The sequence below is a fragment of the Enterobacter sp. UPMP2060 genome, from assembly GCF_053709655.1.
Genome location: NZ_JBSKJQ010000006.1, coordinates 30172 through 54013, shown reverse-complemented (window position 1 = coordinate 54013; position 23842 = coordinate 30172). Strand labels below are relative to the sequence as shown.

Below are 23842 nucleotides of genomic sequence, written 5' to 3'. Positions count from 1 at the left end.
GCCGCCACGTCACGCTGACTGATTTTCATTTTTCCACTCCCGTCCGGTTGCTGCCTGCTGCTGTTGCTGCTGCATACGGCTGTTGTTCAGCGCCTGGGCTTTTGGCGCGTCCATCACCAGCATCCCCTCTTTCAACACCACGACGCGCTCCACCAGTTCCAGCACCGGTACGCGATGCGTGGCGACAATCAGTGTGCGATGCCCGAGCCAGTCGCCAAGACGCTGGATGAATTCCCGCTCGGTGTGCTCGTCCAGCGACGCGGTGGGTTCATCCATCAGCACGATATTCGGATCGCGCAGGAGCATCCGCGCCAGCAGAATCGACTGGCGTTGCCCGCCGGATAATCCCACGCCGTTTTCCATGATCGGGTAGTCCAGCCCCTTGGGCAGCTTCTGCACGAAGCCTGCCGCGCCGGTCAGCTCCAGCGCCTCGAAAATCTCTTCGTCGGTGGCGCGCGGCATGCCGAGGGTGATGTTTTCGCGCAGGGTGCCGTAAAACAGCCGGGCGTTCTGGGTCATAAAGCCGACGTTGCGCCGGACGTCGGCGACGTCGAGATGCGGCAGGCTGAAGTTATCAAGCCGCAGCTCGCCGGCCGCCAGATCCATTCCGCCCGCCATGGCCTGCAGCAGGGTCGATTTGCCCGCGCCGTTGCGCCCGAGGATCGCCACTTTCTCACCCGGCCTGATCTCCAGCCGGTTAATGCGCAGCGCCATGCGCGGATCGTCCGGCTGATAGCGGAACTGCGCCTGCTCGAAGAGGTAATGACCGCGCAGCACGTCCTGGCGGATCGGCGTCTCCTCGCGCTGATTTTCGGTGGGAAGCTGCATGATGCTGTCCAGCCCCTCTTTTGCCGCTTTGACCTGCTGCCAGCGCGCCAGCACGCCGCACAGCGTCGCCATCGGGGCGATCATGCGGGAGGCCAGCATCGACGCGGCGACCACCGAACCGGTGGTCAGGGTGCCGTCGATCACCATCGGGGCGCCGACCACGATCACCCCGGCGTAGACCAGGCTCTGAATGGTCATCCCCCAGCTAATCAGGTTCTGCGTCAGCTCGCGGGTGCGCAGGCCGGATTCCGCGGTGATCTGGATATAGCTGTTCCACTGCTGCAAAAAGCGGTTTTCCGCCTGCATCAGCTTGATGTCCTCCAGCCCCTGCACGCTCTCCACCAGCACCGCGTTGCGCAGGGTCGATTCATGGGCCGACTGCTTTGCCAGCTCCGCCAGCTTCTTCTGCAGCAGCAGGCCGGGCAGGACCATGATCACCGCCGCGACCGGGGCGATCCACGCCAGCTGCGGGGCGATGATCGCCAGCACCACCACGAACAGGAGAAAGAACGGCAGGTCGACAATGGTCGAAATGGTGGACGAGGTGACCATCTCGCGGATCTGCTCCAGCTCGCGCAGCTGAGAGATAAAGCTGCCGGTGGAGCGGGGGATCGCGCTGTTGCGCAGCCGAAGCGCGTGGCCGAAGACGCGATCCGAAACGCGCATGTCCGAGCGCTTGCCGAGCAGATCCATAATGTGCCCGCGCGCCACGCGCAGCACAAAGCCAAACAGGGTGGCAATCAGCACCCCGATGGTCAGGACGTAAAGCGTCGGATAAGACTGGGCGGGGATCACCCGGTCGTACACCTGCATGGAAAAGACGATCCCGGAGAGCGACAGCACGTTGATAAAGAGGGCGGCCAGCATGACCCAGCTGTAGGGGCGCAGGTCGCGCATCACCAGCCGGTAGAGCCAGTCCGGGCGGTATTTTGAGATATAGGCATCCACGCGGCTGTCCTTCAGCGCGGCGAGTGGACGCAGGGCAATGACGTGGCGGATAGCGGGCAGCATCGCCGTCATCGACAGCCGGTTGGTGTAGGTCTCATCGTCGAAAAAGCTGACTTCCAGCGTATCGTCCCCGTCGAAATGCTCGATCACGCCGATCCTGCCGTCATTCATCGCCACCACCACCGGCAGACGCCAGCTGTTGATCGCCTGCCGATCGTCGGTAAGGAGCTGAAACGACAGCCCCGCTTCGCGGGCCAGCTGGGTGAGGGCGGGCACCATCGGTTTGCCTTTCAGCCACGGCGCGCCTGCGATCAGCGCGCCGGGGGAGCAGGCCACGCGGTAGCGCGTGGCGACAAAACCGAAGGCCTGTGCCCACTGCGCCAGCGCCTCATCCGTCATCGTTTCGCCCTGCGGGATTTCGCGTTGCTTCATGGCTGGATCTCCACGGTCTGGATGGTGCGGTTATCAAGATCGAACGCGTGACGCAGCTGCCCGGTGTTATACAGGCAGTTGAGCTGCAGCTGGTGCAGCTGACCGAGGGTCTGCTGCTGGGTGAAGCGCGCCTGGTAGACCTCCTGCTCGGCGTTGAGCACGTCGAGGAGCGGGCGCGAGCCGAGATCGAGATACTGCTGCTGGTACAGTTCGCGGGTGCGGGCGCTGAGGGCTTCCTGGCGACCCTGGATTTGCAGCGTGCTTTGCAGGCTCATCACCTGGCTGCGGGCTTCCAGCAGTTTCTGGCGGACATCAAGGCGCGTGCGCTGAACGGTGGACTGCGCCGCCTCCACCGCGTGTCCGGCAGCGTTACGCCGGGCGGTGAGGCCGCCGCCCTGATAGAGCGGCATCTGCACTTTCACCCATGCGGAATACTGGGTGCGATCCCGGGTTTCGCTCCCCGCGTAGCGATCGTTCATGTAGTGACGCACCTCCGGCTCCAGCGAGACGGTTGGCGTCATCTGCGCGTCGGCGTAGTCGAGGTTAGCCTGGGCGACGTTAGCCTGCGCCCAGGCGGCAAGTACCGCGGGAACCAGACGGTCATCCGGCTCGGCGATGTCGCAGCTCCGGCCCAGCTTTTGCGGAAAGTCATTGCTGATGGCGTTCAGGCTGTTCCAGCCGAGAAAGCTCATCAGCGTGGCGCGGGCGCTGTCCAGGCTGGCCTGGTACTGCATCAGCTGGGCGCGGGCGCCTTCGATACGGGCATCGGTCTGCACCACGTCAGAGAGCGACGTGGCCCCTTCGTCGTTACGCTGGCGGGTCAGCGTGCCAATGGAGGAGAGGGCGTCGAGCTGCTCTTTAGCGGTCTCGACCATCTGCTGCCAGGTTTGCACCTGCACCATGGCGATGGCGGTATCGTGAGCGATGGTGTCGATACTCACCAGCACGTTGGCCTGCTGCTGGGCAACGCCCGCGCTCTCGGCCCGCACCTGGCTGTCCACTTTGCCAAAGTCGTAGAGCATCTGTGAGAGAGAAAGCACCAGCGACGGCGTAAAGCCGTTCTGGTCGCCGTCGTGGGAATAACCGTTGTCCACGCCGGCATTAATCTGCGGATAGTATTTTGATTTAGCGACGTCCACCTCTTCGCTCTGCTGGTAGAGTTTCCCCACGGCTTCGCTGATGGCCGGGTGCCAGGTGACGGCGCGGTTGACGGCATCGCCAAGCTGCAATGAACCGGGTGCGGCTTTGCCAGCCGCAGGTGCGACGCGGCCATTGAGCGAGGGGAGTTCCTGCGTTTCGCGAAGCTGTCCGGTATTGATGATTGCCGCCGGGTTCGCGCAAAGAGCGGGCACAGATATCAGGCAGCACGAGAGCCACCAGTGAGGCATCTTCATTCCCATGTCATGTCCCTATTAAAAAGAGTATGTCTTTATTATTTATGCCCGGGCGCTGTGCGCCCGGGTCATCTCTTGCAGGTGCTATCAGGTAATGATGTGCTGCTGGTTAACCAGCTCGTCGTAGGTGGTCTGAACGCCATCAAGCGTAACGAGCGTGGTATTAGTGTAGGTGCCTCCCGCACCGTCACGGTCGATGGAGATCACGGTATTGCCATTACTATTAGTGACATGGAGATAATTCCCCAGCGTCGCGGCGCTACCGTTCCAGCCCACCAGCAGATCGCCGATGTCGATTTTGTCCCCCTGCGCCAGCGAGAAGCCGGTCCAGTGATCGCCCGCGGTGCTGCTGACGTTACCCGCCGTGGCATTCCCCACCGTACTGTTCAGCACCTGGTAAATCAGCGTATCGCCGTAAGCCGTACCGGTGATGGCGTCGTTATGTTCCGAACTGATGAACTGCGGCGCCATATTGATGGTCAGCGTGGCGCTGTCCGTTCTCCCGGTAGAGTCGGTCAGGGTGTAGTTGAAGGTCTCCTTCGACGTCATGGATGAGAGCGATACCCCGCTGTTGAGGGTATAGGTGTAATGGCCGTCAGCGCCGATCGCCAGGACGCCGTAATGGCCGGTGATGTTCACCGTTGCGCTGCCGGTATACGGATCCAGCGTGGTGGTCACGCCGTTGTACCCGGTCACGCTCAGACGGGTATCCACCGAGTGGAGCTGATCCAGCACGCCGCCAGAATCGGTGCCGTCAAAGATATTGCCGTTGACGGTGTGGCTGCCGGTGACGTCGAAATCACTCAGCGAGTAGGTGGTGCCGTTCACGCTTGGTGTGATGGTGATGTTCCCCACGCTCAGCCCCGGTACGCTACCGGTAAAGTTCAGCGTATAGGTTCCGGCGTTCAGATCCAGCCCGGTGAGCGGGATGTCGATATTGCCGCCCAGCAGTGAGCCGCCGCTGAAGGAGCCGCTGCGTATCACGCCCGAGCCGTCGCTGATGGACCAGTTTACCGTTAGCCCGCCCAGCGCCAGCAGCGAGGCCACGTTAAAGTGGAGCGACACGTTGTGCAGCGCGGTGTTCGCGTCGACCACGAAGGTTCCGCTGCCGGAGCCCTGGGTTGACGAGAGCAGGGCCGTCGTCCAGCTGGCGGTGCCCACGGTCGTATCCGAGTATGCCGACGTGTGGTGCACCGAGGTGAGGTCCATCGTGGCGCTGACATCGTTCACCGCATCCATCGCCCGAGGGGTTGGGGTGATGTTGAGCGATGCCGTATCCTTCGAGCCGTCAGGCGCGGTAACGGTGTAGACGAAGGTATCCGGCGTGCTGATATGGTCCGCTCCCACGCCGCTTCTCAGGGTGTAGGTGTACTGTCCGGACGAATTGATGGTCAGCGTGCCGTATTCCCCCTGAATGGTGGTGGTTCCACTGCTGTTGACCGCCACGCCGTTCACTTCGGTGACCAACGTGCCTGGAGGAACTGGGTCATTCGCCAGCACGTCGCCCGTGGTGGTTTCGCTGATGCTCGCCACGCTGTAGACATGATCCTGCAGGACGCTCAGCGTGTAGCCCGTCAGGACGGCGATCCCCGATGCGGTATTGAGTAAGAACAGGTACTCCCCGGCCGGCAGATTCAGCGTAAGCTGGGATGACGAGCCCCCCAACAGCGGAGCGCGCAGCCAGCCCGACTCGACGCGAACCTGCTCGAAGGTCTGGGTGGCGTTGTTGAACTTATAGACGTACAGATCGAATACCGACGCCAGCGCCACGCCGCCCACGGAGGCCTGGATGGTCATGGTGCGGGTCGTGCCTTCCTCCACGTTGTAGATAATCGGGTTGGTCATGTCGTCCAGCAGGTTAAGCCCCAGCGTGCTGCCGAGATTAATGCCCACCAGGGTAAAACCGTTCTGAGACGAGGCGCCGTTATTAATCTCGCTCACGGTGGTGTCAAAGGTCAGCGAGGCCGTATCGTCCACCGCCACAATGCCGTTGATTACCGTACCGGCACCCAGAGACAACACCAGCTGCGCCGACGCGCTGACGCCGTTATGGGTGATGGTGTAGGTGAAGTTCTCCGTCCGGCCAACGACCGCGGCGCTGGTGTCGGTCAGGTTGTAGGTGTAGCTGCCGTCGCGGTTGATGGTCAGCGTACCGTATTTGCCCTGGATCACCGTGCCGTCGGCGTTCACGCTGGTGGTGACGCCCTGGGCGTTAGTGACTGCGGAAACGGTGGTTCCGGCCGGCGCGTTGTCGCTGCCGGCTGTCGGGTCCGTATCGAGGATCACGTTGCCGTTGAGGCTGGTATCGCCCGTGACCGTACCCGGACCGGTCTCTTTCACCGCCACGTCGAGGCTGGTGTAGGAGCCGGTCGCCAGCAGGTTGGTGTTGTAGCTGAGCACGCGATAGTTGCCGTCGGCCAGCCCGGTCAGGTTCAGCGATACGCCGGTTGCGCCGAGGGTAAGGAGATCGGCAAACTGCGGTTGGCCGGTATCCACCACGGTGGTCCAGGCGCCGTTGACGTAATGCTGAACCACCAGCTCAAGGGTGTTGAGCAGAGAGAGCACCGCACCCGTGGCGTTGGCGTTCACCACGATATCCGCGCTGCCGCCGCTGCCCACCGTGAAGTTGACCTGGGCCGTATCATTGCCCAGCAGCGTCAGGACGTTGCCCACGGCGCCAACCAGCAGGAAGCCGTAATCGCTGTACTGGCTGTTGGTCACGGTTGCCGTGGTGCTGAGGTTCAGCTCTTCGACGTTATTGCTGGCGGAGAGCGGCACCACCGGCGCAAGGGCGGAGCCCGGCAGCGAGGTGTTGCCCGCGGCGTCGGTGGCGGTGATCTGCAGCGTCTGGCCTTCGGTCTGTTTGTTAATGAAGGTGTAGGTGTAGGTGCCGTTGCTGCCCGCAATGGCGGTCACCGTCGAGCCGTCCGCAAGGCGGATCGCGACGGTGCTGCCTGCTTCCGCAGTCCCGGTCAGGACGCTACCGTCGGCGTTGAAGGTTCCGGTCGGCGCCGTTGGAGCGGTCGTATCGACGATAATCGTCGTCACGGCTGACGCCACGCTGGTGTTGCCCGCCGCATCGGTGGCCGTGGCGGTGAAGTTATGCGTGCCTTGCGCCAGCGTGGTGGTTTGCGGCAGGGTCCAGTTGCCGCTGCCGTCGGCGGTCACCGTGCCCACCAGCGTAATGCCATCGTAGATCCGCACCGTGGCATTCGCTTCGGCCGTCCCGCTCAGCGTTGGGCGCGTGTCGTTGGTCGGATTCGTACCGGTCACCGGGCCGGTAACGCTGCCGACGTCATCAATCACTGAAATGATGGTCGGCGCGCCCGGCGCGAGGGTATCGACGTTAATCACGTACCCGGCGGTCGGCGCGCTGGCGTTGCCCACCGCATCGGTGGCGGTAAAGGTCAAATTGTGCGGACCGTTGCCCAGCGCCGGGGATGGCGTAAAGCTCCACGCCCCGCCGGTCGCCGTCACGCTGCCGATTTGTACGCCGTTATCGAAGATTTTCACCGTCGACCCGGCTTCCGCCGTACCGCTGAGGGTTGGCTGCGCGTCGTTGGTGAACCCGCCGTTCGCCACCGGCGTCGCCGCATTGCCCACGTCATCCAGAATGCTGGTCAGCACCGGCAGCGCAGGTGGCGTGGTGTCGACGGTGAGGCTAAAGCTGGTGGACGACACGCTGGTGTTGCCTGCCGCATCCGTCGCCTGCGCGGTGAAGCTGTGCGCGCCCGCGGTCAGCGTGGTGTTGAGCAAGATACTCCAGCTTCCGTTGCCATCCGCGGTGCCCGTTCCGACAAGGGTAGTTCCCTCATAGATCTTCACGGTAGCAAACGGTTCGCTGGTTCCGACAAGGCGCGGAACGGTGTCGTCGGTTGTTTGCCCGGACGTAAGCGGGCCGGTGATGGTGCCCACGTCGTCTATCGCCTGGCTGATAACCGGCGCGTTCGGTGCGGTGGTATCCACAATCAGGGTAAAGTCCGGCGAGTTCAGGCTGACGTTGCCCGCTGCATCGGTGACCGTGGCGGTCCAGGTATGGCTGCCGTTGGTCAGCGGCGTTGACGGCGTAAAGCTCCATGCGCCGGTACCGTCCGCCTGAACGGTGCCGACCGGCTGCCCGTTCTCATACACGGTGACCGTGGCGTTGGCGGTCGCGGTGCCGTTTAGCGTCGGCGTGGTGTCGTCGGTGCTCTGCCCGGAAGAGAGCGGAGTTTGAATGCTGCCCGCGTTGTCACTCGCGGTCGAAATGACCGGCGCCGACGGCACGCCCGTATCCACCGTCAGGTTAAACGGTGTCGTCGTGCTGCCGGTATTGCCAGCCACGTCGGTGGCATTGAAGGTGATGGCGTGTGGACCTTCGCCCAGATCGGTACCCGGGGTGAAGGTCCAGCTGCCCTGGGCATTCACCACCGCAGTGCCAATTTCGTTGCCATCAACGATCACGTGCACGGTAGAACCCACCTCGCCCGTACCGTTGAAGGTTGGGCGCGCGTCGTTGGTGCTGTTACCCGACGTGAGCGCCCCGGTGACCGGACCGACGTCGTCAATCACGCTGGTCACCACCGGTACGCCGGGGGCTGCGGTATCAATGGTAAAGGTGAAGACTGATGAGTTAGCCGAGGCGTTGTCTGCGGTATCCGTTGCATACGCGCGCAGGGAGTAGCTGCCGTCACCCAGCGGCGCGGTCGGCGTAAAGGACCAGTTCCCGCTGCCGTCAACGATCGTCGTGCCAATCTGCGTGCCGTTATTCATGATGTGAATCGTGCTGCCCGCCTGCCCGGTGCCGCTGATGGTCGGGGTGCTGTCGTTGGTCACCTGGCCGCTGGTGAGGTTACCCTGGACGCCGCCAGGGACGTTGTCGCTCACATTATCCAGCGTCGGAACCGTCGGTGCCGTCAGGTCAACCACCACGCTCCAGGGAGCTGAGACCGCGCTGACGTTGCCCAGCGGATCGGTCGCCCGGACGGTGAAGCTGTGCGAGCCTTCGCCGAGCGCGGTGTCAGGGGTAAACGTCCATGTACCATTGTTATCAGCCGTCACCACGGCAATCTGGGTGCCGCCGTCGAAAATGGTCACCACGCTGTTTGCGTCCGCTGTCCCCGAAAGGGTTGGCGTGGCATCGTTCGTCTCGGTGCCGCTGACCACCGTGGTGGCGGCGTTACCGACGTTATCCGTGACGTTGGTGATGACCGGCGTGGCGGAAACGGAGTCCACCACGACGGTGAAGCCCGCCGAAGGACCGCTCTGATTCCCCGCCGGATCGGTCTCGCGGATGGTCAGGATATGGTTGCCTTCAGTCAGGACGGGCGTGGTGTAGCTCCAGGTGCCCGTATTGCCGACCTCCGCGGTCCCCAGCAGCACGCCGTTGTTGTAGATGGAGATGGTATCGCCGACCGCGCCGGTGCCGGTGAGGGTCGGCTGGTTGTCGTTGGTGGTCTGGCCGCTGGTCAGCGGTCCGGTGCCCGGACCGACGTCGTCAATCACCGCGCCGATAGCTGGCGTGCCCGGTGCGGTGAGGTCGACGGTGACGCTGGCCGCCGGAGAGCGGCCGCTGGTCTGGCCGTTGAGGGTCGCCGTCACCTCAAAGGTGTGCAGCCCTTCGCCAAGTGCGTCTGGCGTATAGCTCCAGTTGCCGCTGCCGTCGGCGGTCACCGTCGTCAATGGCGTCGCGCTACCGTCCTGATAGATGGTAATCAGGCTGCCCGCTTCGGCCGTACCGGTAAGCGTTGGCGTGGTGTCATTAGTGGTTTTGCCTTTAACATCGCCAGTAATCGGGTCTGCGTCATCGACGATCGCCGTGATGACGGGCACCTGCGGCAGGTCGAGCGGTGAATCGACGACGACAAAAGGCACGCCCGCGCTGGCATTCCCTGCGGCATCCGTAGCGGTCACGGTCAGCGTGGTCGGATCCAGCTGCGCCGGGCTCAGCGCAATGGAGAAGTTGCCGTCGCTGCCGACAACGCCGGTACCAATGACCGTGGAACCGTTTGTCACGGTAATGATGCTTCCCACTTCACCGGTACCGGTCAGCGGTGTTCCTTCATCAGCCAGCAGCATGTTGCCCGGATCTGCCGGGGCGACGGTGTCTACCGTTACGCTCAGCGGCGCTGAACTGCCTGAGAGATTACCCGCGGGGTCGCGGGAAGAGACGGTGAAGGTATGCGGGCCATCCGGCAGCGTCGTGTCGGCAGTCCAGCTCCAGGTGCCGCCCGGCTGGACCGTCACCAGCACCGTAGATGGCGTGCCGTCTACGGAAACGATAACGGTGGTACCGGGTTCACCGGTCCCGGTAAGGGTTGGCGTGCCGTCCTTCGTGTAGAGCACGTTATTAGACAGCTGGCTGTCAGCTACGGCGCTAATGACGGGGATCTCAGGCGCAACGGTATCGAGGGTAACGGTAAAGACCGAACTCGGTGCGCTGACGTTACCCGCTGCGTCCACGCCCGCCACGGTAACGTTGAGCGGACCGTCCGTTTGCGTTGGAAGCGTCAGGTTCCATTCCCCGTTAGCCACCACGACACGGCCCACTTCGACGCCGTTGTTGTAGACGATCACCGTCTCACCGTTAACGCCGGTTCCGCCCACTGTCGGTGTGGTATCCGTGATGTAGCCACCGTTCGGCTCACCGCCCACTGCACTAATCACCGGCGTATCCGGCGCCAGCGTATCCACGACGATCGTAATCGCTGGCGACGGATCAGAGACGTTGCCCGCTTCATCGGTGGCGGTGGCGGTATAGGCGTGGCTGCCCTCGGCAATGTCGCTGCCAGGGCGCCAGCTCCAGTTGCCGCTGCTGTCTACCGTGACGGTGCCCACGACGGTCGATATGCCGTTGACGGTGTCAGTGATGTTGATGACGTCGTTCGGCGTGCCGTTGCCGCTCAGGACCGGGCGCGGATCGTTGGTGGTTCCGCCATCGGGTACGGGGCCGGTGATCTGGGTGACGCTGTCGGTGACGGTCGGTGCCGCAGGCGTAGCCGGCGCTTCGGTATCAATGGTGATGGTTACCGGCTGCGACGGGGCGCTTTCGTTGCCCGTGCCGTCCACGTTGGTGACGGTCAGGGTGATGTCATAGGTACCGCCGGACAGTGGGGGTGATGGCGTCCACGACCAGCTGCCGGTACTGTCCACGACAGCGTCGCCGATTTTGGCGCCGTTGTTGTAGATCGTCACGGTATCGCCCGCCGTGCCGGTACCGCTCAGGGTTGGCGTGGTGTCGCGGGTGGTTTCGCCCGGGTTTAGCGTTGTTGCTGTTCCGTCAGGATTGACGGTGATGGCCGGGACGTCCGGCGTGGCGGGCGCGACGGTATCTACCGTCAACACAAACGGGCTGGAGACAGTGGTATTGCCGGCGGCATCCGTGGCGTGAACCGTCAGCGAATGCGGGCCGTCGGTGAGCGGGGTAACGGGCGTAAAGCTCCAGCCCCCGCTGCCGTCGAGGGTGGCGGTGCCGAGCAGGGTGGCGCCGTCATAGACGGTGATCGCCGCATCAGCCGGGGCGATGCCCTGCAGCAGCGGTGTGGTGTCATCCGTGGTATCGCCGCTGATGAGCGTGCCCTGAACGCCGCCGACGTCATCGGTCACGGTGGCGATGGTTGCCGCCGCAGGCGGCGTGGTATCGACGGTCAGGGTAAAGCCGCCTGACGGCTGGCTGGTGTTACCCGCCGCATCGGTGGCGACAACGGTAAAGGTATGAGGCCCGCTGCCAAGAGGCGTGGTGAGGGTATAGGTCCACGTGCCGTTGTCGTCGACCAGGACCGTGAAAAGATCGGTGCCATCCAGGCGGATGGTGACGCTTGAGCCAGGTTCAGCCGTGCCGTTAAGCGTCGGCGTGGTGTCGTTGGTGCTGTCGTTGGGGTTGAGCGCGCCGAGGCGCTCCGGCACATCATCCAGCACCTGGGTAATGACCGGGGCGGCAGGCGCGACGCTGTCAATCGTCAGAGTCCAGGTGTTGGAGACGCCGCTGGTGTTACCTGCCGCATCGGTCGCGACGGCGGTCAGGGCGTGGGGGCCCTCGGCGATAGGCGAGGAAGGCGTAAAGATCCATACGCCAAGACCATTGGCGACGGTCGTACCAATAGCAACACCGTCCACGCGCACGGTGACCGTCGCGTTTGCTTCGGCGGTACCGCTGAGCGTCGGGGTGGCGTCGTTAGTGGTCTCATTAATGTCGAGCGAGCCGGTGCGACCGGGAACATCGTCCACAACTTGTGAAATCACCGGGGCGCCAGGTGCCGTGCCGTCGACGTTAATTGTCCACGGGTCTGATAACCCGCTTGGGTTACCGGCGGGATCCGTCGCCTTCGCGGTCAGCACCCAGGTGCCATCGGTCAGCGGTGCGGGCGGCGTAAAGCTCCACAGGCCGGAGGAGGGAACAACCGTCGTACCGAGGACATCGCTGCCGTTATAAATCGTGATGGTCGAGCCCGCTTCGCCCGTCCCGTTCACGGTCGGGGCCCGGTCGTTGGTGAGGCCGTTCTGGCCCACGGGGCCGGTGGTGGCCTGCACGTCATCAATCACCGACACGATAATTGGCGTCTGCGGTGGGGTAATATCCGGTGATGCCGCGGAGGTTGCGGGCCCCGTGTTGCCTGCCGCGTCGGTGGCGTCAGCGGTCAGGATTTCGCCGTTGAGCTTCGGCGGGGTCAGCGTCAGGCTAAAGTTCCCTTCGCTGTCAGCAACAACAGTGCCAAGGGTGACATTACCTTCACGGATGGTCACCGTGCTGCCAGCTTCCGCGATGCCGCTGATGGTGCCGCCATCATTCGACACCACGAGATTACCCGGGGCAGACGGCGGCGTGGTGTCCACGGTGAAAATGACGGGCTCTGAGGTCGCGCTCAGGTTTCCGGCGGCATCGGTTTCAGTGACGGTTATGGAGTGTGTCCCGTCCGGGAGCGGGCCGTTCGGCGTGACGCTCCAGGTGCCGTTGGGCAACACCGTCGTTGTGCCAACCACCACGCCGTTATCGTAGATGGTGATGGTTCCGCCGGGCTCGCCGGTTCCCGCGAGGATGGGCAGTGAAGCATCGGTTGGCGCGACAGACGTGATGGTTCCCTTGATAAGGCCCGTATCGTCGGTCAGCACAATCGCGCTCGGCGCGTCCGGCGGAGTAAGATCCACCGTCAGGGTAAACACCGGCGAGGCTGGCCCGGTGTTGCCGGCGGCGTCGGTTGCCCGCACGGTAATCTGGTGAGTGCTTTCGCTCAGGTCAACCGACGGGGTAAAGGTCCAGGTGCCGTTGCTGGCGACGACCGCCGTACCAATGGCGACTCCGCCGTCATAAATCGTCACGGTCGAGCCCGCCTCGCCGGTGCCGGTAAGCTGCGGACGCTGATCGTTGGTGCTGCCGCCGTTGCTGACTGCTCCCGTCTGCGGGTCGATATCGTCCGTTACGCTGGTGATTGCTGGCGCATCGGGCGCGGTGGTGTCCGGCGCGTTGAGCGTTGTGCCCGGGCTGGTATTCCCGGCGTTATCCGTCGCGGTGGCGGTCACCTGCTCGCCGTTAGTCAACGGTGTGCCGAGAGAGACGGTAAAGCTGCCGTCGCTGCCCGTTTTTCCTGTGCCAATGACGTTGCCGTTCGCGTCTTTCAGCGTGATGGTACTGCCGGGTTCTGCGGTACCGGTGACGGTTTTGCCATCTGAAGAGAACTTAAGGCCGGAAGGCGCGTTCGGCGCTGTCGTATCCGCATTGGCCGAATTGTTACTGCCGCCACTATCACCGCCGCCGGTGCTTGCCGCCGCCGCGATGCCGCCCGCTGCGGCAATTCCGCCCAGTGCCCATGGCCAGATGGCGGCACCACCGGCGTCGCTCCCGGAGGCCGCAAGCAGCACGTCCGTGGACGCGATAGATTCGTACGTGGCGGCTCCGGTCGGATCTTCAATCCACCATAATGCGCCGTTGCTGTCCTGCAGTACCAGCTGGCTCACGCCCTGCGCGTCCGTGACGTAGAAGTTTTTAAGGGTGATCACCTCGCCGGAGTGCAGCGTAACCAGCAGATCGTTACCGTTTCGCGCGAAGTGGGAGACGCTCGCTCGCTCGACATTAAGCTCAACGATAGAGGAATGGCTCAGGGTAACCTGTGTGCCTTCCGTGGTCGTTTCCACGCCAGTAAGTTTCGATATAACAGAGATTTGGCTCATTTAGGCATTACTCCAGCAGATGTGTCATGAACGGCGAGCAAGACGAGCCATCTCTGCAGAAGGTAAAGGGCGCCCCCGGCGCAGTCGCTGTTATTACGCAGCACTGACCGTTGTTTTTAGCGCGCACGATGCCCGCCAGAATTCAGAGTGGCAACATCAGAGCGAATCTAATGACTTATAAAAGTGAACAATTTTTATGGGTGTTTTGTATCGTGTAAAACCCTGTAATTAATAGAGGAATTATTTTTTAGAATATAAAAATGATATAGACAGAAAACGAAGGTTGTGCAAATTAAGCTTTCGTAAATAAGTGCCAAAACAATGAAGAGGGCATTAATGTATTGGGGTGGTTAATAATTTACTTGACTCAACCTTTTGTTTTATATCATTTTAGTTTTAACCGGTGACGTTGATTCTGAATATGATTTACGCAGTATGATAATTGGTAGGGGACATTTTTAATATAATATAAAACGTTATTGTTTAAGCGCGCTTAATATGCATTTAAGTTAGGGTAACGTTTTTGATATAAGATATATTATGTCACTCACACAATAAAATATATTCTTATGCAGGCTTAAAACTCTGCTATCACGCGAAAATAATAGCGTTAAGTAAAGGGTAAAATAACCTGATTTATTTCCATTGGTGCTACGACGTCAGCATGATTTAGCGACAGCAAAAAATTCACGGGGAGAATGAATAAAAATCGTCAGTCGGGCGTTTACTGACGTCACTTCCTTCTTACCCTGGAGCTTTATATGAACACGATCTCGTTTCGTTTGATCCCGGTGCTGATTTTTTCCCTGCTGTCCCCCCTGGCGCTGGCAATGGGCAATAATAGTACCGAGAGCAAAACGCCCGATTGTCCTTCCGGACAGGTGTATGACAGCGCCACCCAGAAATGCGTGCCGGACAAGAGCAGCAGCCTCAGCGACCAGGACAAAACCAACTATGCGTACCATCTCGCGAAGAAAGGCGAGTACCAGGCGGCGCTGAACCTGCTTGATTCGCTGAAAAATGGCAATACGGCTGAAGCGTGGAACTATCGCGGGTTCGCCACGCGCAAGCTTGGCCGCACGGACGAAGGGATTGGTTACTACCAGCGCGCGCTGGCTATCGCACCGGATTATGCCAAAGCCCGGGAATACCTCGGTGAAGCGTGGATGGTAAAAGGACGTCCTGACCTCGCGAAAGAACAGCTGAAGGTGATTGCCGGTATTTGTGGCCAGTCCTGCGAGGAGTACCGTGACCTGCAGGCCGCCATCAACGGGCATCCGGAATCCTGATTTTCTCGTGGAGGAAAAACACATCGCTACCAGTGAGGTTCGTCAACAGTTAGCCGCACACCTGCCGCGCCTCTGGCGCTATGGGCTGGTGCTGTCGCGAAACAGGGATATCGCCGAAGAGCTGGTTCAGTCCACCTGCGTGCGTGCGCTTGAAAGGAGCAGCCAGTATACGCCGGGCACGCGCATCGACAGGTGGCTGTTCGCGATACTGCACTCCATCTGGATCTCTGAGCTTCGGGCACGACACGTGCGTCAGGGGCAGGGATTTGTGGCCAGCGACGAGCTTCTGGCGCCGGACACCCGCGAACAGGATGAGACGCGCCTGCATTACATGAAGGTGATGCAGCGCGTCAACGCGCTGCCTGAAGCCCAGCGCAACGCGGTATTTTTGGTTTATGTCGAAGGCTTTACCTACCAGGAGGCGGCGGACACTCTTGCGGTGCCTGTCGGTACCGTGATGAGCCGGCTGGCGACGGCGCGGGCTCGGCTTGCCAGATCCGCTGACGCACTGCCTCCGGCAAAGGAGAAACGCTCTTGAACTCGCACCGTTTTGCACCGCCCTATAACGACGACGCTATCGTGGCATGGATAGATGGCGAGATGTGCCGCGTCGACGCGCAGCAATTTGAAGAACAGTTGAAAAGTGACGAACGCCTCTCCGGGCGAACCAACGAACTGATGAAAAGCAGCCAGGATTTCGCCGGGGCGTTTGCCCACATGCTGGATGAGGCGCCACTTGAGGCAATGCAGGCGCGTCTGGCGGCACTTCCCGATCCACAATCCTCCACGCCGGCTGGCGTCAGCAGGCGGGCGCTGATCGCCGCGTCGGTCAGTTTTTTGATGGTCGGATCCGGGCTGGGCTACCTGCTGCGGCCCGCTTCCGCGCCAGCGGATGAGAACGCTCATATTCGCGACCTCGAAGCGCAATATATGTCCCTGTACAGCGTTGAGACGCTGCTGGATATGGACAGCGCAACGCCGGTCCTGCAGCGCGGGCTGGAACGAGCCGCGCAGGACATCGGCATCAAGCTGCACATGTCGCAGCTTGTCCTGCAGGGGGCAGAGCTGAAAATGGTGCGAATGCTGCGCTATGAAACCACCTCGATCGCGCAGATTGCCTGGATTAACGCCGACTACGGCCCGATGGCGCTCTGTATCTCTCCTGTAGATGAGAAGACTATGGCCTCTCTGCGCCAGGAGCAGCGGCACGGCATGAACCTGGCGTGGTGGCAGGAGGCGGGCTACCAGTTTGTCCTGATTGGCCGCAACCCGCCGTCTCACCTGCGGGGAAACGCGGAGCAGCTACAGCGCCTCATCTCAGGATGACGGCACGTCGTTCGTCTGAATCGCAATAGCGATGGCAATACGATCGTCCACGACCAGCGCAAACTTATCCATCCCGTAGGCCGCGCGCGAGATCGCCGTCGTGGCATCCAGCGTGAGGGCCTGCGCGTGTGGGTCTTTCACGATGGCCTCCAGGATCACCGGGCGGGCGATGTTTCGTACGGTCAACGTGCCGAACACCCTGAACCGCCCGTCGCCCTGGGCGACCACGCGAGAGCTGATGAACTCGATAGTCGGGTAGCGCTCGGATTCAAAAAACATATCGCTTTTCAGCTGCCAGGTGAGCAGCTTGTTTGAGGCTACGAGAGTCGCTACGGGAATGGTGACGTGAATATGGTCGTCGACGTCATTTTCCGGGTTGAGCGTCACGGCGCCCGTCACGCCGCTGAACGTCGCCCAGGAGAGGATGCCGCCAAAGGCATGCCACGACAGCCGAATGGCGGTGTTATTGGTGTCAATTATGTAGCTCTTCGGGGCAGCCATCGCCCACGGACAAATCAAAACAAGCACTATCACCAGGCGTCGAAGCATCTCAGGATCTCTTTTAGGGGGGCAGGGAGTAAACGCGTCACCCCCGGGATCTATTCGGCTTTGTTGACGTTATTTCAACCGGAGCGCGACAACCGGACCTGGTGACAAGTGTAGCCTTGAGAACGCAGAGCTGCGGGGAATAAAAAAGGCCGCTTGCGCGGCCTTTCAAAGGGATTACTCAGTGACTTTCTTTTCCAGCTCGCTGGCACCTTCTTTGGTTTTGTTCCAGCCTTTCTCAGCGCCTTCTTTGGTGGCATCCCACCCTTTCTCGGTGCCTTGTTTGGTTTTATGCCAGGCTTTCTGGGAATCTTCGCTGACCTTGCTGCCCAGGCTTTCGCTTTTACCCTCCGCAGCATGCTTCTGTTTCAGCTTCAGCTCTTCACCTTTGTTCTGCTCTTCGTGCAGTTTTTGCTTCGCCTCGTTGGCGTTTGCGTTCGCCGCAGCGACGGTATCGTCAGTTGCATGTGTGGTCGCAGCAAATACTGGGGAAGCCAGCAGAACGGCAGATAATGCGATAATTGTTTTTTTCATAATATCCTCATTTAACGTTATCGGTTATGAGCGTGATTCAGCATGGCACAGGCGAAACGGGATGGCTTTAGGAAAAAACTGTAATGAGATCAATGTGCCCTGCTGAGGGATATTTCGCCTGAGGATTATCCAAAGGATAAAAAGCCTATTTCAGCAAGGGCGGCGAGAGTCAGGAGAATGAAGATAATAACGGTTATGGGTCTGTACATGGTGGGGTTCCTTCCGGGTTGAGCGGCTATTCCGTAGCGCTGGGTGGTGTGGGTAATTTTGCACAGGAGAAGGGGGGAGGGGTTGATGTTTGTCAAAGGGATGGAAGGAACCGTGGGCATGGGGCACAAAAAAGCCCGCAGGGCTTGCGCCGTGCGGGCTTTCAGGACTTCATCAGTCGACTCTGGTGATCGCCGATGGAGAATTTTGGGCTGGCGTCCCTGTAATCGACTGTTTAATCATTTGATTATTAAATATATTAATTATTTGTGTTTTACATTTAGGTGCAATGAAGGGATAAAAAAAATATTGTGGCTAAAAAATAAGCACATTTTGAATGTCATGACTAGCGGTGAGGAGTTGAACTCATGAGTTCAACTTCCGAAGGTGAATGAATGACTGTTAATTTAAAATAGTCAACTAAAAAAGCACTTTTTGCTAAAAAAGTTGTTGATTGTCATAAGCGATATTCGAATAATAGCCTCATCAAAACAACTATGAGGAAATATATGAACGAAAGAAAAAGACTTATCCGCTTACCCGAAGTGTTAAACAAGACTGGTTTTTGTAAAGCGTGGATCTATCGGCTGATTAGCCGGGGTGATTTCCCTTCTCCGATCAAGACTGGTGAAAGAACTATCGCATTTGTTGAAAGTGAAGTTGACGAATGGATTGATGAAAAGATTTTTTATTCGCGTAATCAAGCGGCGTAAAAATCATTACAGTATTCTATTTTATTATTTATATGATTACACGGCTTCCAGTGTAAAACGTCTCAAAATCGCGTACAGAGCGTTTTAGAACTATATATGAAAAACATAACTGATATTAAGTAAAACAGAGACTGGGGTTTAATCTGGTCTTTTTTTTGTTTTTCATCTAATCATGTTTTTAAAATATTTTTGATTTTATCTATTGACTGATGTTATATATAGATTTATATAATATAAAGATACAAAAGATTAGAAATGCTTCGTCGACTTTTAACTAATGTTAAATACCACTTCCAGAAGCCTCTAATCTGCATGATTAAACAAGTTTCGCCGACTTTGACATAGATAAAATGACAATACCATTTCCAGAAACATTTAATCTACAAAAGCAATATAATATTACCCTTGTTGTATCAAGGTCTAAGTACGAAGGACATCGAGTGTTTGGTGAAACTTAGAATATTGCGGCAGCGGTTAACCGGGATATGCGTAGCTGCCAACCTGAATCGCACAATCTAAAAAATTTACAAACAGTAGTATAGACTCTTTAGTAAAACGAGAGTTGTTTGAAAGTTTCATGATTTGTGTTTGCGTGGGTCGTGGGGGAAGTATCAGAATGGAAACGTTCTGAATATTTTCAAGGCGCAATGAGCATCTCCTATCTCTCTATTTCAGCCTTTTTGGCGTGGGGGGTAGGGGGGGAATGCTTAAAGAAAAACTATTTCCTCCTTCGGAGGAAAACTACTACGGCTGAAAGCCGCCCCGCTAAAACACAAACCCCAAAACCTTAAAACCAAAAACTTTTAAATTAATTAATTAGTACTACTAGTACAATTTTTTTAATAAAAATAAGGATAAAAGACCAGATAAAAAATATAAAAAGTAAAGTGCCATTTCATGAAGCACTAATAGAAGTATAAGTAATGTCAGATCATGGATAAAATATAAAAGAAGTCGGATTACACCAACTTCTTTTATAGATAAAATGGTATTGGATTTAGATTAATCTAACAACCCGCGAGAAGTTTTACTTGCCGTTTGTCTAAAGGTATAGCGTTCAACAACATCACCTTTAAACCAGATCTCAAGATCTTTCATGTGCGCTGTGCTGCTGTTCTTTAATAATGCTAATCCCGGTATGTAATTTGAAATCTGGGATTCACCGGACATAACAGAATACCCCCACATTTCTTTACCATCGTTAGTTTCTTTAGTCTGAGGCTCCCCATAAAAACGAAGGATATCTTGTTGAGTAGTTTTACCCTTGATAATCTTAGAGGCTATATTTTGCTGTGTTTCGTCTTTAATAGATTTGTTTCCATAAACGGTACAACTCACCAAAGGAAGAATAATAAATGCTGCCGCAAACAATCTTTTCATATCAACTCCAAATATAAATAATAAAACATAACAAGGTTATAAAACATATTTATTAAAAATGAGAAGCCAGCGATCGCAGATCTCCTGATTGGTCGATGATGTTTTGTTTTTCATTGGTAGATTGATTTTCCATGAAGGATTTTTTATATCATCTGTCAGTATAAAAATACCGGAACGCTGATTAGCTAACATTTGTTCATTACTGTTAGCTCCAGCGGACTTTATCATAGAGTTTAGATTATTACCTGTGCTATAAATTTTTCCGGCTTCGGATAGCGTATAATTTATTTCCCTGATGTTGTCGTATTTGAAAGTGCTGTCCTTATCTGTATTGAAAATACGTACTGTGTGTTTTTTAGTATCAATGACTACACCGGTGTTTTGACATTCATATGAGAGGACATCACCATCTAATACCTCTGTGTAAGTATTGAGATATCTTCTTTTTTTAGGGCCAAAGTAAAACAGTTGGCAGAGAATCAGGAAAAAAATCACTGCCCAAAAAAGAAAAATAATGTTTTCGGTTTTCATAAAATTTCATTCCTCATAGAGCGATAGTTTTTAACTTAATCATGAAGATACCAAGGTGATTCGCCCGGTCTTCCACGCTCCGAGCATACCATGAAGAGGGCTGCTCTCAAGTAAAATGATCGTTATTACAGATCAATTATTTAATATTGATAGTTTTTAACGATTAAAAAGTGATTATCGATCGGTGTATCAATTGTTTTAATCGATCGATAGTGACTTTATGATAGGTATTAACTATCATTATATTGATTTTGATCGATATAAACGATACGATGGCAGGTGAAAATAAACCAATACTATCAATTGTTTAAAGTGAATATAACTCCAAGTCATTCATTGGGGATAAAAAATGAGCAAAATATCTAGCGCGGTATTGGTCGGTTTCTTCTGTTCTCATATGTTTCACGTTCTTCATTAAATCTCTGTTCAGTTAATGATATTGATTGTTTAGCTGTATGAAGTTTATTTTTAAACTCACTTTTTGACTGTGTTTTGTTATCTTGAGAAAGTTCAGGAACGGCAGCGCCGACCATCAGATAAGCTTTTTTCTTTGCTGCTGCTTCTTTATTTTCTAAATCCTCTAACTCTTCTTTTTGTGCTTCTGTTAAGTGTAGATTCTTATCTACTTTCTCATCGGTTAAATTAATATTTGATGTTGAACCTATAGCCGCTGCTGAACTGCTTTTACTATTATTTTTAGTGGTGTGAACTTTGATTTCATTATCAGCATTAAGATCTGCTTTATCTTCTTTATTGAGTTTAGATTGAAGATATTCGCCAACTTCGCCGAGTCTATTTTGCGGGTTGTTTTCATTGCCTCCCTGTGTAGCATCTTGCAAAGATGCGGCAGGGGAGGAAGCTGGAGCCAGCGGCGAGGGCTTAAGCTGTTTCTGTTCAATGTGGTTAAGTGCTTTTGCCTCTTGTGATACTTTCACTTCTTGGAGCACGTCAAAGCGTGCTTGTCGCTCTGGATTGCGGCTATGGCCTCTATGGATAGTCGGCGGTCTGTCTAAGCTGATTGCCTGCGCCTCTTGCTCAACCGTTCTGAGAGGGGGCAGGATAGCGTCAAACTCTGCTTTTTGTTCTTTCAGTGATCTGTGATCGATATGCGCATCGATGCCAGCCTTTTGCATGTGCTCGTTTGCTGTGTCTGCCCAACTCTTGCGCCATTGCTCTAACAGTTCTTTATCGTTCCATTTCCTTTCCTTCTGACCGAACCCCGCGCCGTCAGGAGTAAGGCGGCGAGTAGTTAGCATTACGTGAAAATGCGGGTTGTCGCTATCGAGTTTGTGGAAGGCTATATCAGCAATCATTCCATTTTTTACAAAATGCTCTTGGCAAAAATCTATTGCTAACACCTTTTTTTGTTCGTCTGTCATTTCGACAGGAAGCGCAATATTAAACTCGCGTGCTAACTGCGCATCTTTTCTTTTTTCGCTTTTTTCTATCGTGTTCCATAAATACGCAGGCTTTAAAAAATTACGGTCTGCGCTTTCAGGTATTAATATCATACTGTCTGAAATACCTTTCTTTTTGCTGTAGTCGTGGATCTCTCCTGTGTGTTCGTCCATTAACTTTTCGCCGTGGCGATAAGCTGCCGCAGCTACGCTACTATGCCCCTTGCTGCGTGTTATTGTTTGAGCGCTCATATGAAATATTGCCATTGTTTTTATCTCCTGATATTGAAAGCACATACTTTTTAAAACAAGCAAAATATATTTGCTTTTTTTAAAAAGCGATTAAGTAATATTAAGCATAAAGCGAATATTACTTTTTATTTTTATGCGTTAGTAAATCCCCATTTATGGGGCGCACACATTCGAAGAATGTATAAGTGCGCTATTGTAGTTTTTAGCAAAACCAAAATAGCCGCTACACGTAAACCTTTCATCTATAAAATCGCGCTCTGGAAATGAAAATACATATATCGCGCTTTACTTAAATAAATAAATATATTACTTAAAATATATATATCAGAAAAACATAAAAATAAAAGAGGTGAAATATGAATGATATTGATAAAAAAATAGAAGTGGCAGCGTCTGAACTCGTTCGATTGATTATAAAAAAAACTACAAGATGAAAATACGGATGTTATATGTAGAACAAGCTTATTTATAACTTACAATCTTTTTTCTCATGAAAGCGATTTTACTGTTGTTTATGACACGTTAGGGGGAGATCTAGAATGATTGGAAATTATGATAATGATTACGACTATGATGATAATGAGTATTTAAATGATGACACTATAGAAATCCCTTTGAGCTGTGAAGATGACGAATATAGAGAGGATTATTTAAGAGAACAAGAGCAAGAAAAAAAATCTGTTTTACAGAAAATGATTGAGTATAAAAATGAAAATTCGTTTTTTGGTCATTTATACGAAATGTCCGGAGTTTTTGGGTTTACCGTTGTTTTATTGTTAGGGTTTATTTTTACGCTGCCGATTTTGTTTATAGCTGGATTGATTGCGCTTTTTATTATGATAAAAGAAAAGAGAGGTTTTAAAAATGGCATTTAATATTGATAAATATAATAAAGTGAAAAAAGAACTTGAACAAAAAGCAAACTTGCTAAATAGGTTGGAGCAAGAAATGAAAGCTGAAAAAAGAAAAGAAGATACAGCGCGTAAAATAAAAATTGGTGCTGAGTTAATAAGAATAGTTAGAGAAAATAGCAAAGAAGTATCTGACGAGTTAGATTTTACTAATGATTTATCACTATTGGTCGGGGCTTTAACTAATCATATGGTCTTAAAAAGAATATACGATCAGCGTGAGTTTTTGAGAGCGGAAGGGGATAAGAGGCTTAACGAATGGAAGATAAAAAATAATAAAAAAAGGAGTAAAACGGATGAATAACTTAAGACCTAACCCGAACCCTTCACGCGAGGGAACGGCGGACATGATTAACCGCCTGAACTTCTATGATACGTCTTTTACTTGCTTACATTTTTTAATGATAGATTTTGATAATGACATACAAGAAATGAAAAGAAAAAAAGATTTTCACCCGCTCCAGCTTTTAAACAAGCATGATAGAGCAAGTTTAGATTTAGAAATATTAAATATTATTAGAATATCACTTGCTAGCAAAATGTTAGATATTCAAAGTGAAGAACTATTGAGCGCTGATTTATATTTTAATAAAAAAGATGAGTTAGACATGGGGGAGGATGCGAGAATAATAGGTTATGTGTTTAGAGACTTTGTAAAACAAAGAATAGAAACAGCGATTAAAACTATTGAGGAGAAAAATATATGAATATATTAGGTTTAATAGCAAAAGCAAAACCTCCGGTAGACGATGGCGGCGGTAGTCTCATTCCAGCCGCGATGGGTTTTTTTATTTGTGCTTTTTTAGTTGCTATCATTGCCTCTGTTGTTTCTAGTGCTTTTCGTTCTGCTAAAAATTCAGCAGACGTGAGTATAAACAATGCAAAAAAATATCACATAGCACTAATAAAAGAGCAGTATAGAAAGAAAGGTGGGGGCTGATATGTTTTATTTAATATGTATATTTTTTATGGTCATATTTTTTATTGCTTGCATGTTGTCGGTTATATATG

The 23842-nt window shown here is 54.6% G+C and carries 16 protein-coding genes; 8 read left to right on the top strand and 8 right to left on the bottom strand.

Annotated elements, in window-relative coordinates:
- Positions 1-9: 9 nt before the first annotated feature.
- From ACWKXN_RS13840 to ACWKXN_RS13830, 3 genes are all read right to left on the bottom strand, one after another.
- Positions 10-2208 (bottom strand): type I secretion system permease/ATPase, encoded by a 2199-nt coding sequence (locus tag ACWKXN_RS13840; RefSeq protein WP_210867613.1) that lies wholly within the window; start codon positions 2206-2208, stop codon positions 10-12.
- The gene (locus ACWKXN_RS13835) at positions 2205-3608 is read right to left on the bottom strand and encodes a TolC family outer membrane protein (protein WP_039263438.1); all 1404 of its coding nucleotides are present in this window, start codon (positions 3606-3608) and stop codon (positions 2205-2207) included. Before ACWKXN_RS13835 ends, ACWKXN_RS13840 begins: the two co-directional genes overlap by 4 nt.
- Before the next feature lie 81 nt (positions 3609-3689).
- Positions 3690-13745, bottom strand: a complete 10056-nt coding sequence (locus ACWKXN_RS13830) for a BapA/Bap/LapF family large adhesin (RefSeq protein ID WP_454543916.1) — start codon at positions 13743-13745, stop codon at positions 3690-3692.
- A gap of 761 nt (positions 13746-14506) precedes the next feature.
- Here ACWKXN_RS13830 and ACWKXN_RS13825 point away from each other — a divergent pair.
- The 3 genes from ACWKXN_RS13825 to ACWKXN_RS13815 are packed head-to-tail and all read left to right on the top strand — an operon-like array spanning position 14507 to position 16360.
- On the top strand, positions 14507-15034 hold the full coding sequence (locus ACWKXN_RS13825) for a tetratricopeptide repeat protein (protein WP_033146334.1): 528 nt from the start codon (positions 14507-14509) through the stop codon (positions 15032-15034).
- Between the two features lie 7 nt (positions 15035-15041).
- Positions 15042-15572, top strand: coding sequence for a sigma-70 family RNA polymerase sigma factor (locus ACWKXN_RS13820; protein WP_454543915.1), 531 nt, complete (start codon positions 15042-15044; stop codon positions 15570-15572).
- Complete coding sequence (locus ACWKXN_RS13815) at positions 15569-16360, top strand: anti-sigma factor family protein (protein ID WP_182072746.1); 792 nt, start codon at positions 15569-15571, stop codon at positions 16358-16360. Before ACWKXN_RS13820 ends, ACWKXN_RS13815 begins: the two co-directional genes overlap by 4 nt.
- Here the strand turns inward: ACWKXN_RS13815 and ACWKXN_RS13810 are convergent.
- Both ACWKXN_RS13810 and ACWKXN_RS13805 read right to left on the bottom strand, forming a co-directional pair.
- The gene (locus ACWKXN_RS13810) at positions 16352-16909 is read right to left on the bottom strand and encodes a YceI family protein (RefSeq protein ID WP_182072744.1); all 558 of its coding nucleotides are present in this window, start codon (positions 16907-16909) and stop codon (positions 16352-16354) included. The two genes, ACWKXN_RS13815 and ACWKXN_RS13810, sit on opposite strands and share 9 nt — an antisense overlap.
- 174 nt (positions 16910-17083) lie before the next feature.
- Positions 17084-17440, bottom strand: coding sequence for a hypothetical protein (locus ACWKXN_RS13805; protein ID WP_029740047.1), 357 nt, complete (start codon positions 17438-17440; stop codon positions 17084-17086).
- A 716-nt stretch (positions 17441-18156) separates the two neighbouring features.
- Here ACWKXN_RS13805 and ACWKXN_RS13800 point away from each other — a divergent pair.
- The gene (locus tag ACWKXN_RS13800; protein WP_001528738.1) at positions 18157-18360 is read left to right on the top strand and encodes a helix-turn-helix transcriptional regulator; all 204 of its coding nucleotides are present in this window, start codon (positions 18157-18159) and stop codon (positions 18358-18360) included.
- A gap of 1002 nt (positions 18361-19362) precedes the next feature.
- Here ACWKXN_RS13800 and ACWKXN_RS13795 read toward each other — a convergent pair.
- From ACWKXN_RS13795 to mobQ, 3 genes are all read right to left on the bottom strand, one after another.
- The gene (locus ACWKXN_RS13795; RefSeq protein WP_196345180.1) at positions 19363-19740 is read right to left on the bottom strand and encodes a hypothetical protein; all 378 of its coding nucleotides are present in this window, start codon (positions 19738-19740) and stop codon (positions 19363-19365) included.
- A gap of 36 nt (positions 19741-19776) precedes the next feature.
- Positions 19777-20271, bottom strand: coding sequence for a DUF4755 domain-containing protein (locus tag ACWKXN_RS13790; RefSeq protein WP_434637457.1), 495 nt, complete (start codon positions 20269-20271; stop codon positions 19777-19779).
- A 362-nt stretch (positions 20272-20633) separates the two neighbouring features.
- Positions 20634-21935: a MobQ family relaxase gene (mobQ, locus tag ACWKXN_RS13785; RefSeq protein WP_434637455.1), complete on the bottom strand. Its 1302-nt coding sequence runs from the start codon at positions 21933-21935 to the stop codon at positions 20634-20636.
- A gap of 524 nt (positions 21936-22459) precedes the next feature.
- Here mobQ and ACWKXN_RS13780 point away from each other — a divergent pair.
- From ACWKXN_RS13780 to ACWKXN_RS13765, 4 genes are read left to right on the top strand one after another with little or no spacing between them, the layout of a single operon-like run.
- The gene (locus ACWKXN_RS13780; RefSeq protein WP_196345183.1) at positions 22460-22795 is read left to right on the top strand and encodes a hypothetical protein; all 336 of its coding nucleotides are present in this window, start codon (positions 22460-22462) and stop codon (positions 22793-22795) included.
- Positions 22785-23135 (top strand): hypothetical protein, encoded by a 351-nt coding sequence (locus ACWKXN_RS13775; RefSeq protein ID WP_079836874.1) that lies wholly within the window; start codon positions 22785-22787, stop codon positions 23133-23135. The genes ACWKXN_RS13780 and ACWKXN_RS13775 overlap by 11 nt, the downstream gene beginning before the upstream one ends.
- The gene (locus ACWKXN_RS13770) at positions 23128-23538 is read left to right on the top strand and encodes a hypothetical protein (protein WP_454543914.1); all 411 of its coding nucleotides are present in this window, start codon (positions 23128-23130) and stop codon (positions 23536-23538) included. The genes ACWKXN_RS13775 and ACWKXN_RS13770 overlap by 8 nt, the downstream gene beginning before the upstream one ends.
- Positions 23535-23771 carry a hypothetical protein gene (locus ACWKXN_RS13765; protein WP_172493945.1) on the top strand — a complete coding sequence of 79 codons (237 nt, stop codon included), beginning with the start codon at positions 23535-23537 and terminating at the stop codon, positions 23769-23771. Before ACWKXN_RS13770 ends, ACWKXN_RS13765 begins: the two co-directional genes overlap by 4 nt.
- Positions 23772-23842: the final 71 nt, after the last annotated feature.

Excerpts from the sequence above, each read along its gene's own strand:
- ACWKXN_RS13840 (WP_210867613.1), bottom strand. The coding sequence starts at position 2,208 with ATGAAGCAACGCGAAATCCCGCAGGGCGAAACGATGACGGATGAGGCG.
- ACWKXN_RS13835 (WP_039263438.1), bottom strand. The coding sequence starts at position 3,608 with ATGGGAATGAAGATGCCTCACTGGTGGCTCTCGTGCTGCCTGATATCT.
- ACWKXN_RS13830 (WP_454543916.1), bottom strand. The coding sequence starts at position 13,745 with ATGAGCCAAATCTCTGTTATATCGAAACTTACTGGCGTGGAAACGACC.
- ACWKXN_RS13825 (WP_033146334.1), top strand. The coding sequence starts at position 14,507 with ATGAACACGATCTCGTTTCGTTTGATCCCGGTGCTGATTTTTTCCCTG.
- ACWKXN_RS13810 (WP_182072744.1), bottom strand. The coding sequence starts at position 16,909 with ATGCTTCGACGCCTGGTGATAGTGCTTGTTTTGATTTGTCCGTGGGCG.
- ACWKXN_RS13805 (WP_029740047.1), bottom strand. The coding sequence starts at position 17,440 with ATGAAAAAAACAATTATCGCATTATCTGCCGTTCTGCTGGCTTCCCCA.
- ACWKXN_RS13800 (WP_001528738.1), top strand. The coding sequence starts at position 18,157 with ATGAACGAAAGAAAAAGACTTATCCGCTTACCCGAAGTGTTAAACAAG.
- ACWKXN_RS13795 (WP_196345180.1), bottom strand. The coding sequence starts at position 19,740 with ATGAAAAGATTGTTTGCGGCAGCATTTATTATTCTTCCTTTGGTGAGT.
- ACWKXN_RS13790 (WP_434637457.1), bottom strand. The coding sequence starts at position 20,271 with ATGAAAACCGAAAACATTATTTTTCTTTTTTGGGCAGTGATTTTTTTC.
- mobQ (WP_434637455.1), bottom strand. The coding sequence starts at position 21,935 with ATGGCAATATTTCATATGAGCGCTCAAACAATAACACGCAGCAAGGGG.
- ACWKXN_RS13780 (WP_196345183.1), top strand. The coding sequence starts at position 22,460 with ATGATTGGAAATTATGATAATGATTACGACTATGATGATAATGAGTAT.
- ACWKXN_RS13775 (WP_079836874.1), top strand. The coding sequence starts at position 22,785 with ATGGCATTTAATATTGATAAATATAATAAAGTGAAAAAAGAACTTGAA.
- ACWKXN_RS13770 (WP_454543914.1), top strand. The coding sequence starts at position 23,128 with ATGAATAACTTAAGACCTAACCCGAACCCTTCACGCGAGGGAACGGCG.
- ACWKXN_RS13765 (WP_172493945.1), top strand. The coding sequence starts at position 23,535 with ATGAATATATTAGGTTTAATAGCAAAAGCAAAACCTCCGGTAGACGAT.